The following is an 11,729-nucleotide window of genomic DNA, read 5'->3' as shown; positions in this document are numbered from 1 at the left end:
AAAGGTGAAATAGGAATGGCAAAGGATAATAAAACGAATGTAATGCGCATTTTGGATCGGGCGAAAATACCGTATAAATATTATTTTTACGATCATGAGGATGGAAAGATCGACGGCGTTTCCGTAGCCCACAAGTTGGGACAGAACGTCGAGCAGGTTTTCAAAACCCTTGTCACGCGGGGCGCCAGCCGGAACTTTTACGTGTTTGTGGTTCCGGTTGCAAAGGAGCTGAACCTGAAGGCTGCTGCGAAAAGCGTGGGGGAGAAATCGGTTGAGATGATTCATGTGGATGAAATCAACAAAGTGACCGGCTATATCCGCGGCGGTTGTTCCCCAATCGGTATGAAAAAGCAGTTTCAGACCGTTATTGACAGCAGCTGTGAACAGTTTCCGTCCATCATTGTAAGCGCCGGGAAAATCGGCGCGCAGATAGAGGTGGAACCCCACGCCCTGCTAAACTTTATCGGCGGAAAAACCGCGGAAATCGCTCAGTAAATGCTGATTTGGCAATTGTGAAAGCATCCGGTTTTCCGCCGGGTGCTTTTCCGTGTTTGACATATCCATAGAACTGTACAAAAACAGGACAAAAAGGGAAACTGTCTATTCCTTTTCAGAGGGATTCTTTTTATACTTGAATCATTAAGGATAACGGAGCGGAAAAAATGGAGTACAGACATAAGCTTATACGGACAGCCGTTGGCATTCTTATCGATAAGGCTATTCGGGATATACAGTCCGACCCCGGGAGAAGCATTCGCAATTTGGCGGATATGGGGGACAACTTTTCCAAAACACCGGCACAGAAACGGTTCTTCAAAATCGCGCATGAGATTCTGAAAGACCCCGATAATCCCTATTATGAACTGCTCCTCAATATGACCCGGAATGTATGGCCGGATACCGTCAAGACCGTGGGTTTGAATTTCGGCTATACGGGGCTGAACTACGGGGCGGAAATCCTGCGGGGAAAAGAAGCGGCCGCGGGTAAGAGCATTCCGTGGCTCCTGCGCTTTGATTGCAGTGAGGATGGGGAAAACGCTTTGAACTTCCGGGAAATAGATAAAATCCTTACGGATTCCGTTTCCCTGGGGATCTACACCTGTGTCTTTAAGCTCGGGGAATGCGGAGAAAAAATAGGGCGGATTTTGGAGCTTTGCAAAAATCACAGGGAGTGCTGTGTTTTCGTTGCGATGGACCCGACGACTTCCCTGAAAGGGTTCAGAGAACCGATCATGAAAACGCCGAATCTGATCTTTTCCGTGGATATGACGGAAAGCAGGGAAGTGCAGCCCCAAATTCTTTGTGATTTGCATGAATGGAAATGCTTTTACGGCTTCCATGCGTATTACAATACCGATAATGTGAACGATTTGACATCGGACCGCTTTACCCGCCGCATGATCAGAATGAACTGCATTTTTGGCTGCTATGTCAACTCGGATTTTGAAAATCAGGAGCTTGAGGAGCAGGTGTACCGCTATGTCTGTTCCCGCAGAGGAAAAAAAGGGGAACCGCTCTTCGTGTTTGATTTTAACCGGGATGAAAAATATATTTCGGATACGATCCTGTGCGGAACAGACTTTTGCGTTGGCCCCGACGGCAAGGCGCGGCTTGCTGGCGGGCACTTGGCGGATATGCATCGTGTTTTGCTGTCCGACATGGTAAAGGCGCCGGGCGTTCAGTTCGTTTCATAAAACTTTCACGGTTCATTCAAATATTTATGTGTTCCGTATGTTATGATAAAGAATACGGGGGTCGATGGGCTGTCCGTATTTTATACAGGAGGAGATCCTTTTTATGTATTGGTTTCGAAGAATGATGATGGGCAGGTATGGTACCGACCAGTTATCCATTGCTCTGCTAATTCTTTATATGATGCTTTCCCTGATTTTGCAATTTTTCCGTGTGCCGTTTTTGTCCCTGCTTGCCTTGATTCCGCTGGCGATTTGTTTCTACAGGATTTTTTCCAGGAACATCAACCGACGTTATGCGGAAAATGCCCGCTTTCTGAAATGGTGGTACCCCGTAAAGACACGGATGCAGAAGTCCTATAGCCGTTTCCAGGACCGGCAGACACACCGCTATTTTAAATGCCCGCATTGTTCCAGTACGCTTCGCGTACCAAGGGGGAGAGGAAAAATTTGTATTACCTGTCCGGTTTGCAGAACGGAATTTATTAAAAAAACGTAAAATTACCGCATGGATTGTAAGCGCTACAACCATGCGGTTTTTGTTGCCTTTAAGCCCGGAAAAGTTTGATTATTAGGAGAGGCAGACAGGTTTGATTTTATACAGATAAAGGAGAAATTATTATAATATTTTCCAAAAGCATTGCGAAGCAATTCGCAATTTAATATAATCTAAATAATAAAATTTTTTTGAAATTTTCATTCTAAGTATATAGGGGGCTCTCAAATGGAGGAAATACGCCAAATGAGTTCGGTAAAGAAGTACATGGATTTGATCGACAAATTGGCTGGAATTATCAAGTCTCACATTGTGATTAATGACGAAGAGATTACCGAAATCCACGTGCTTTCGGATACCAGCCGTTCCCCAAAGCAACTCGCGCGGGATATTCAGTCCGCATTGATGGTGCGCTTCGGTGTGAATGTTGACCACAAGCTGATCAGTATCGCGCAGATTCCGTCCGAGAATACCATGAAGCTCACAGACCGCCTTGTTTTCGAGGAAATCAGTATTTCCAAAAACAAAGAGCGTTTCACCGCCCGCGTTACCCTTTGCGACGGGAATTCCACCTTCAGCGGAGAGGCCACCGGCCTGAATGACCTAATGGAGGGCAATAAAATAATCTGTCAGGCGACTTTGAATGCGGTTTTGAATTTTGTAAATCCCTGTGTCGTGCTTTCACCGGTTGAAATTAAGGCGTTTGATTTGGCCGGTGAAAAGGTGGTTGCCGTTTGCATTGCGGTGAAGATTCAGAGCAAGGTGGAGCATTTTCTGGGCAGCTCCTTTATTGGCGACGACGCAGGTTCGGCAGTTGTGAAGGCCACGCTGGATGCTCTGAACCGAAAGCTGGCGAATACATAGCCGGTTTTATTTGCTAAAAATCAGGTTTGCAGTAATTTTTTTCTAGCGTAGAGGATATAGCCTGTTTACTAGCGGAGAACAGAGTCTGTTTTACGGAGGGCTATATTTTATGAAAAAAATTCTTTTTGCGTTGATGTCCATTCTTTCTGTGATTGCGGCTGCAGGCGCAGGCTTTACATGGCAATAAACTTAATTTAACATAGCTGCGAACCTGATTTTTTATATAAGAAGGAGGTAACATATGAGCCGTACTTCAAAAATATACGCCTGTTTCATTTCAGTAATCGGAATTACGCTAGGCTCATACTGTGTTTATCAATATTTTCATACGGTTTTTTCCTATTCGGATCCGAAGGCGGAACTTAGGCAGTTTGGCGTTCTCCTGCTTTTGTACTTGATTTGCCGGTGTCTGCCCATTTACATAAGAAAAGATTATGCGATTGACATGTCGTTTATTTGCAATCTTGCGTCTATTTTATGCAAAGGCCCCTTTGCATCGGCGGCGATGGTTATTATTGCTACGCCGTTTGTAATTGTTCCGACCAATTCGAAAGACAGGACCTACGACCATTTTTTTAATAAGCCGCCCATTAAGACGGCTTTCAATGCGGGAAATTTTACTATTGCTGTATTTCTGGCCGCCGTTGCATACCAAAAATGCGGCGGAGACATTAAAAACATCAGCCAGCCGCAGAATTTTATTCCGGCGATTGTTTCCATAGTCACATTTTTTCTTTTAAATTGTGCCATTCTAATGTTCCTGTTTCATTTGGACAAGCAGGTTCCGTTTTTTTCCGCGCTCTTTAAAAATCTGTACCAGTTTTTCCCGAATATCTTGGCTTCTGCCCCGATCGCATATTTTCTTGCGAAAAGCATGGAAATAAAAAACGGGGAGTTTCTGGTAATCCTGATCACGCTCCCTTTGCTGCTGGCACGGTACAGTTTTGTGTTATACCTCGATGTAAAGCAGAATTTTTACAACATGCTCAAGACGCTCACAGCGGCGCTTGAGGCAAAGGATAAATATACCGAGGGCCATTCACACCGTGTGGAAGACTACGCCGAGATGATTTCACGCAAATTGCACTGTTCCTTGTCGGAGCAGGATAATATCAAAGTGGCCGCCCTGTTGCATGATGTGGGGAAAATCGGCATTGACGACGAAATTCTGAACAAGCCCGGCCCGCTTACGCCTGAAGAGCGGAAGGTTATTATGACACACCCGCTGATCAGCGAAGCAATTCTGGAGAATGTGAAGCTGAATAAAAAAGTGCGTTCCGCCATCCGCCATCACCATGAACGCTATGATGGAGGCGGCTATCCGGACGGCACAAAAAGGGATGAAATCGGCATGGAAGCCTATATTATCGGCGTTGCGGACGCGTTCGATGCAATGACGAGTGACCGGGCTTACTGCGCCAGTATGCCGATTGAACGGGTAGCTCGGATTTTGCAGGAGGAAAGCGGGAAGCAGTTCCATCCGAAGGCGGTTTCTGCCTTTTTGGAAGTACTGCGCGAAAGGGGCTATCTTCAAACGGGAGGACAGGAATGATTTTACTGTTTTTTGCGCTTGCTGGTATCCTGATTGCCGCTTTGTTGAATTTTTTTCACGGCAGGAAAAACCAGTATCGAAATCTGGGGGAGATCCGCGGCCTGTGGCTGCCCGTCCTGGGGCTTGCCCTTGAATTGCCGTTTACCCTTTTCCTGGCCTATGCTGAAAAAGCGGGCTGGATGTTTACAATTGCAAGCTATTTGTGTATTTTCGCTTTTCTCTTTCTAAATCGGCAGAAAAGGGCTCCGGTTTGGCTGATTGGGCTGGGAACTTTCTGCAATTTTTTCGTGATTGCCTGCAACGGGTGGCGCATGCCGGTGTCGGTGCGTGCGCTAGCTGTTTATCCGGATATAACCGCGGAGGCGGTATATGCAAAAAAGGCGAATTATTTCGTTGCGCTGCACGGTGCGAATTTCTCTTTTTTAAGCGATGTGATTTATGTGCCGATTCCGCGAATCGGTGGATTTATCAGTATAGGGGATATTTTGCTCGGTCTTGGTACAGCTTTTTTTATTGTCCAAACATTGACTGATAATAAATACCCTGAATTATTTATCTGATTTCGCATAATAAAAATTTCCTTGAAACATATTGCTGATTTATAGTATAATATATATTATTGTTCAGGGTATGCCTTTAAAATTTGTTTAAAAAGTTGAATGTGAAAATGGAGGAGAGAGTATGGAGTATCCGTCGCAGACAAAACAGCAGTTGGCGAATTCACTAAAAGAACTGATGGGCCATACACCGTTCAATAAAATTACTGTTCATAATGTAACAAGTAACTGCGGTTTAAATCGCCAGACTTTTTATTATCATTTTAAGGATATGTATGAACTCTTGACATGGATTTACAGTACTGAAATCTTTAACCAGGTGGTTGAGGAACGGGATGAGCCGTGGGAAGCGGCGGTCGTGAAGGTTATTCGGTATTGTAAAGCAAACCGGGCCTTTTGCAGAAATACCATACGTTCTATGAAAAAAGAGTCGATGGAGGGCTATTTGCAGCCGGTTGTCCGCAATTGGGTGGAAAAGCTGGGAATCGACATTGCAAACAGCAAATACATAAGCAAAGAAGATGCAAAATTTCTCGTGGACTTTTTCACATCGGCCTTTGTAAATTATGGCATCCAGTGGATCAGCCGAGGAATGCAGGAGGATGAAGATTTTATTATTGGGAAAATAAAAGCGCTGCTTCGAATTATTTATCACGGCGCGGAAAAAGAAAAACGGATTGCTATTTAAACGAAGCCCTGTACATTTTGTACGGGGCTTTTTATTGCTATATCGAAAAAATTGTTAATGCTCACTAAGCAAAATGAATCAAACATAGAAAAATTACCTAAAAAAAAGACATGGTTTACAAATATAACTAAAAATATTGCATGGTTTATATAATATTTATCATATCTAAACAAAGCGAAAGAATTGTCTAAATACAAATTCGGGGCGGGGTGTTATGATATACGCATAGATGGTGATGCGGTGAAAACCGGAAAACCAAAGTTATGGGAAGGTGCCCTTTGGGGCAAACGAAAGATACAATTACTGTATCGGAAAAACATTTTAGGGGAGGTTTTTTTATGGCCAAGTATGTAATGGCGTTGGATGCCGGCACAACAAGTTCACGTTGTATTCTTTTCAATGAGAAGGGTGAAATGTGCAGCGTGGCGCAAAAGGAGTTCACACAGTATTTCCCAAAGCCAGGCTGGGTAGAGCATGATGCAATGGAGATTTGGTCCACCCAGATTGGTGTTGCTCAGGAAGCAATGCTGAAGATTGGAGCCGTAGCTTCCGATATCGCGGCGATCGGTATTACCAATCAGCGTGAAACCACGGTTGTGTGGGACAAGAAAACAGGCGAGCCTGTTTACCACGCCATTGTTTGGCAATGCAGACGTACATCAGAGTACTGTGACTCTTTAAAGGCAAAAGGCTTAACAGAAACTTACCGGAAAAAGACAGGCTTAATGATTGATGCCTACTTCTCGGGCACGAAATTAAAATGGATTCTTGATAATGTTCCGGGCGTAAGGCAAAGAGCAGAAGCCGGAGATTTACTGTTCGGTACCATTGAAACATGGCTAATCTGGAAACTGACAAAGGGCAAGGCCCATGTTACTGATTATTCCAATGCTTCCAGAACCATGCTGTTTAATATTACGGAGCTGAAATGGGATAAGGAAATCCTTGCCGAGCTGAATATTCCGGAATGCATGCTCCCGACTCCGAAACCGTCAAGTTGCGTTTACGGCGAAGCGGATTCGTCCTTCTTCGGCGGCCCGATTCCAATTGCAGGTGCCGCAGGCGACCAGCAGGCTGCGTTGTTTGGTCAAACTTGCTATACTCCCGGCGAGGCGAAAAATACATACGGTACAGGCTGCTTCATGCTGATGAATACAGGTGAGAAGCCGGTTTACTCCAAGAACGGCTTGGTTACCACAATTGCATGGGGCCTAGACGGCAAAGTTAATTATGCACTTGAAGGTTCTATTTTTGTAGCCGGCGCTGCGATTCAGTGGCTGCGTGATGAAATGCGTTTGGTAGATTCTTCACCAGATTCCGAGTACATGGCAACGAAAGTTAAGGATACAAACGGCTGTTATGTGGTTCCTGCGTTTACCGGTCTGGGTGCTCCGCACTGGGATCAGTACGCCAGAGGTACAGTCGTTGGTATTACCAGAGGCGTGAACAAGTATCATTTCATCAGAGCTACTTTGGAATCCCTCGCTTATCAGACCTATGATGTACTGAAAGCAATGCAGGATGACTCCGGCATTACGCTGAACGCTCTGAAGGTTGACGGCGGTGCTTGCGCGAACAACTTCTTAATGCAGTTCCAGGCCGATATCATCAATGCTCCTGTCCACAGACCGGTATGCATTGAAACAACGGCGATGGGTGCTGCTTATCTGGCAGGCCTTGCGGTTGGCTATTGGGCAAGCAAAGAAGACGTTATCAAGAACTGGCAGATTTCCAAGATCTTTGAGCCTTCCATGGACAGCGCTCATCGTGAGGAAATTATCAAAGGGTGGAACAAGGCTGTTAAATGCTCTTTCGGTTGGGCGAAAGAAGACTAATTCATTCGTTCGAGTATAGAAAAGCGACTAAAACAGTTACTAATCGGTCCCGCGGGAGGGCGACCTATCTACGGGACCGATATAAAAAAGATTGAGGTGTATGGATATGTTACCTTATTTAGCTGAATTTTTAGGTACGGCTCTATTGGTTCTCCTGGGCGATGGCTGCTGCTGCAACGTAAGTTTGACAAAATCTGGACAAAAAGGTGCCGGTACCGTTCAGACTGGCATTGGATGGGGTCTCGCAGTTATGGTTCCTGCTTGCATTTTTGGTGCGGCTTCCGGTGCCAGCTTTAACCCTGCGCTGACCATCAGCTTGGCAGCAATCGGCAAGTTCGATTGGGCTATGGTTCCCGGCTATGTTGTTGCTCAAATGTTAGGTGGCTTTGTAGGTGCTATTCTCGTTTATATCACCTTTAAAGATCACTTTGACGCTACAGAAGATGGCCCGACAAAGCGCGGCGTTTTCTGCACTGGTCCGTCCATCCGCAACATCGGACGCAATATCTTCCAAGAAGCAGTTGCAACATTTGTACTTGTTTTTGCACTCCTCGGCTTCGGCAATGTAAAGGGTGCTGCTGATGCAGGTGTTAACTACTTCTTCGTATGGGGCATTATCGCTGCTTGCGGCATGTGCTTAGGCGGTCTCACAGGTTATGCAATGAATCCTGCTCGTGACCTTGGTCCCCGCATTGCTCATGCGATCCTCCCGATTAAAGATAAGGCAGATTCTGATTTCAGCTATGGCCTCGTAGTTCCTGTCTTTGGGCCGATCATTGGCGGCCTTGTCGCTGCGTTCTTGTTCGCGGCCATTCCGTGGTAGGATAACGCTATTTATTAGGTTATATTATTTGGCATACCTTGTAAATACATAGCGATAAATTCACAGAATATTTGCAGGGGCAACAATCGTGTCTGCCCCTGCATTATTTTAAAAATCCTAAATAATTAAAAGAGTGGTGTACACAAAATGATGGATGTAATTATCATTGGCGGAGGCGTTGTTGGTTGCGGTGTAGCACGCGAATTGTCCCGTTACAAGCTGAACATAGCGCTGCTTGAAAAGACCGATGATATCAGCAATGGCCAAAGTAAAGCCAATACCGCCATTATCCACGGCGGATATGATGCCAAACCGGGCACGCTGAAAGCAAAGTTCAATGTCTTAGGCAATAAAATGTACGACAAAGTTTGCGAGGAACTGGACGTTCCCCATAAGCGCAATACATCTTTAGTTGTTTCTTTTGGCCCTGATGGCCACGCTGAACTTGAAAAATTACTGCAACAGGGAATTGAAAACGGAGTTCCGGGTCTAAGCATTATTGGACAGGATGAACTTAGAAGAAGAGAACCGAACATTGGCTCTACAGCGTATGAAGCATTGCTGGTTGAGACCGGCGGGATTGTCTGCCCGTACGAAATGACACAGGCATACGCAGAGAACGCGGCAATGAACGGTGTTACTTTCTACCGCCAAGCAGAGGTTACAGGGATTGAAAAAGTAGAAGGCGGTTGGAAAGTTATAAGCAAAGCCGGTACTTTTACGGCAAAGGCAGTTGTGAATTGCGCCGGGCTTTACTCAGATGTCATTAACAACATGGTATCCGAGGACAAGATTTCAATTGTCCCCCGCAGAGGCGAATATTATATTGTAGACAAAAAATATGCGGACGCATTCCATGCTTCCATCTTCCAGCTTCCAACGAAGATGGGCAAAGGTATCTTGGTTACGCCGACCGTTGACGGGACTGTGCTCCTTGGGCCGACTGCGGAAGATATTGACGATAAGGCTGATACAAGAACCACAGCAGAAGGCCTTGCAAAGGTTTTGAAATTTGCGAGCCTTACATGGGAACACATTCCGATGAGAAACTTCATTACGACTTACTCCGGTCTGCGTGCCCACTGTGACAGAAACGATTTCGTGCTTGGCGAAGCTCCGGATGCCCCGATGTTCTTCAACGCGGCAGGCGTCGAGTCCCCGGGTTTGACTTCCGCACCGGCAATCGCCCAGTACCTTGCTGAAATGATTGCTGACAAGCTTAGCGCGAACAAGAACGAAAACTTCAATCCGATTCGCAAGGGGATTCCGAAGTTCAGAGAAATGAACGACGAGCAGAGAGCAAGAGCAATTTCCATTAACCCGGATTACGCCAAGGTTGTCTGCAGATGTGAAACAGTAACCGAAGCGGAAATCAGAGAAGCAATCCGTAGACCGGTCGGTGCAAGATCGGTAGATGGAGTTAAGAGAAGAACCAGAGCCGGAATGGGCAGATGTCAGGCCGGGTTCTGCACACCAAGAACCGTGGAAATATTATGTGAAGAGCTTCATATATCCCCGCTTGAGGTGACAAAGTTCGGAGGAAACTCCAAGTATATTGAAAGCTACCTTTTTGAGAAAGGGGATAATGAAAATGCGTAATGTTGACATTTTGATTATTGGCGGCGGTCCCGCTGGTTTAGCGGCTGCAATTTCAGCCTACGAAGCGGGTTGCAGAGATATTCTGATTCTTGAAAGAGAAGAAAATCTTGGCGGCATACTCAAGCAGTGCATACATAACGGCTTTGGGTTGCATACTTTTAAAGAAGAACTTACTGGTCCGGAATATGCACAGAGATATATTGATAAGGTGCTCGAATACGGCATTCCCGCCCAGTGCGACACCATGGTTATTAACATCACTCCGGACAAGGTTGTTACAGCGGTCAGCCGTGGCGCCGGTCTGGAACACTTTAAGGCTAAATCCATTATTCTTGCCATGGGCTGCCGCGAGCGTCCGAGAGGGTCGCTTGGTACCCCGGGCTGGAGATGCTCCGGTATTTATACCGCCGGTACGGCACAGAAATTTACAAACTTAAAAGGATTAATGCCGGGCAAACGCGTTGTTATTCTTGGTTCCGGTGACATCGGCCTTATCATGGCCCGCAGAATGACATTTTTGGGCGCCAAAGTTTTGGCTTGCGTCGAATTGATGCCTTACTCTGCCGGACTGAAGAGAAATATTGTTCAATGCCTCGATGACTATGGCATTCCGCTTCTTCTCAGCCATACGGTTGTTGATATTGCGGGAAGAGAGCGTCTGGAAGGAGTTACGGTTGCAGAGGTTGATCCGAAGACCCTGAAGCCGATTCCGGGTACGGAGCAGTATTTCGAATGCGATACCCTGCTGCTTTCGGTTGGCTTGATTCCTGAAAATGAGTTGAGCACGATGGCTGGCGTTAAAATTTCTCCGGCGACGAATGGTGCCGAAGTGAACGAGAATCTGGAAACGTCGGTAGAAGGCATCTTCTCTTGCGGCAACGTTCTGCATGTTCACGATCTGGTTGACTACGTTTCCGAAGAATCTGCAAAAGCAGGTGCCAACGCATATAAATATGTACAAGGTCAGCTTAGCAGAGAAGAAGATACCCTTGAAGTGGAGAACGGATTCGGTGTTTCCGGTGCTGTACCGCAGCATATTTCAAAGGATCTCAATGAGCCGATCACCATTATGTTCCGTCCGAGAGGCGTTTTCAAGGATGCGCAGGTTTGCATTGATGTAGGGGATGTTCAGGTGGCTACAAAGAAGAGCCGTATCCTTACCCCCGGCGAAATGGTTACATTAAAGTTCAGCCCGGAATATCTCCGGAAAAATACAAATGCTGACAAAATCACTGTTAGAGTGGAGGCGCAGCAGTCATGATAAAAGAAATTACTTGCATCGGCTGCCCGATGGGCTGCAGGATCACAGCCGAACTGGATGGAGATAAAATTCTTTCCATCGAAGGATTTACTTGCAATATCGGTAAAAAATATGCTCAGGAGGAACTGACCGTTCCTACAAGAATGGTAACCGCTTTGATGCATATTTGTGGAACCGATCAACCCCTTTCCGTAAAAACGTCGAAACCGATTGAGAAAAGTAAGATATTTGATTGTCTGAAAGAGATTTCAAATCACTACGTAATGCGTCCGGTTCACATTGGCGAGGTCGTCATTAAAAATGTGTGCGGTACGTCGGTTGATATTGTTGCGACGAGGGACGTTGAATAAGAATACGGTATAA

Annotated in this window: 12 protein-coding genes; all 12 read left to right on the top strand. The window is 45.9% G+C overall.

Going from position 1 to position 11,729, the window contains the following annotated elements:
• Positions 1–15: 15 nt before the first annotated feature.
• The 12 genes from ybaK (at position 16) to P9B68_RS03080 (ending at position 11,716) form a co-directional block, all read left to right on the top strand.
• Positions 16–495 (top strand): Cys-tRNA(Pro) deacylase, encoded by a 480-nt coding sequence (ybaK, locus tag P9B68_RS03135; RefSeq protein WP_135657700.1) that lies wholly within the window; start codon positions 16–18, stop codon positions 493–495.
• 167 nt (positions 496–662) lie between these two features.
• Complete coding sequence (locus P9B68_RS03130) at positions 663–1,694, top strand: hypothetical protein (RefSeq protein ID WP_135657702.1); 1,032 nt, start codon at positions 663–665, stop codon at positions 1,692–1,694.
• A gap of 103 nt (positions 1,695–1,797) precedes the next feature.
• Positions 1,798–2,190: a hypothetical protein gene (locus P9B68_RS03125; protein ID WP_277668441.1), complete on the top strand. Its 393-nt coding sequence runs from the start codon at positions 1,798–1,800 to the stop codon at positions 2,188–2,190.
• A 243-nt stretch (positions 2,191–2,433) separates the two neighbouring features.
• Positions 2,434–3,051 (top strand): hypothetical protein, encoded by a 618-nt coding sequence (locus P9B68_RS03120; RefSeq protein ID WP_277668440.1) that lies wholly within the window; start codon positions 2,434–2,436, stop codon positions 3,049–3,051.
• A gap of 241 nt (positions 3,052–3,292) precedes the next feature.
• Entirely contained in the window at positions 3,293–4,603 is a 1,311-nt protein-coding gene (locus P9B68_RS03115; protein WP_277668439.1) for an HD-GYP domain-containing protein, read from the top strand.
• Entirely contained in the window at positions 4,600–5,163 is a 564-nt protein-coding gene (locus P9B68_RS03110; RefSeq protein ID WP_277668438.1) for a DUF5317 domain-containing protein, read from the top strand. The genes P9B68_RS03115 and P9B68_RS03110 overlap by 4 nt, the downstream gene beginning before the upstream one ends.
• A gap of 121 nt (positions 5,164–5,284) precedes the next feature.
• Positions 5,285–5,848 (top strand): TetR/AcrR family transcriptional regulator C-terminal domain-containing protein, encoded by a 564-nt coding sequence (locus P9B68_RS03105; protein ID WP_135657712.1) that lies wholly within the window; start codon positions 5,285–5,287, stop codon positions 5,846–5,848.
• A gap of 338 nt (positions 5,849–6,186) precedes the next feature.
• Positions 6,187–7,683, top strand: coding sequence for a glycerol kinase GlpK (glpK, locus tag P9B68_RS03100; RefSeq protein WP_135657713.1), 1,497 nt, complete (start codon positions 6,187–6,189; stop codon positions 7,681–7,683).
• Between the two features lie 106 nt (positions 7,684–7,789).
• A complete protein-coding gene (locus P9B68_RS03095) occupies positions 7,790–8,506 on the top strand; it encodes an MIP/aquaporin family protein (protein WP_277668437.1) in 717 nt (238 codons plus the stop codon).
• 147 nt (positions 8,507–8,653) lie between these two features.
• Entirely contained in the window at positions 8,654–10,105 is a 1,452-nt protein-coding gene (locus P9B68_RS03090; protein WP_277668436.1) for an NAD(P)/FAD-dependent oxidoreductase, read from the top strand.
• Positions 10,098–11,366 (top strand): NAD(P)/FAD-dependent oxidoreductase, encoded by a 1,269-nt coding sequence (locus tag P9B68_RS03085; RefSeq protein WP_135657719.1) that lies wholly within the window; start codon positions 10,098–10,100, stop codon positions 11,364–11,366. Before P9B68_RS03090 ends, P9B68_RS03085 begins: the two co-directional genes overlap by 8 nt.
• Positions 11,363–11,716 carry a DUF1667 domain-containing protein gene (locus P9B68_RS03080; protein WP_135657721.1) on the top strand — a complete coding sequence of 118 codons (354 nt, stop codon included), beginning with the start codon at positions 11,363–11,365 and terminating at the stop codon, positions 11,714–11,716. Before P9B68_RS03085 ends, P9B68_RS03080 begins: the two co-directional genes overlap by 4 nt.
• The last annotated feature ends 13 nt before the right edge of the window (positions 11,717–11,729 follow it).

It is taken from the genome of Caproiciproducens galactitolivorans, assembly GCF_029266045.1.
Taxonomy (GTDB): domain Bacteria; phylum Bacillota; class Clostridia; order Oscillospirales; family Acutalibacteraceae; genus Caproiciproducens; species Caproiciproducens galactitolivorans.
The sequence above is the reverse complement of the archived record's forward strand: the minus strand, read 5'-3'. Positions and strand labels throughout refer to the sequence as shown.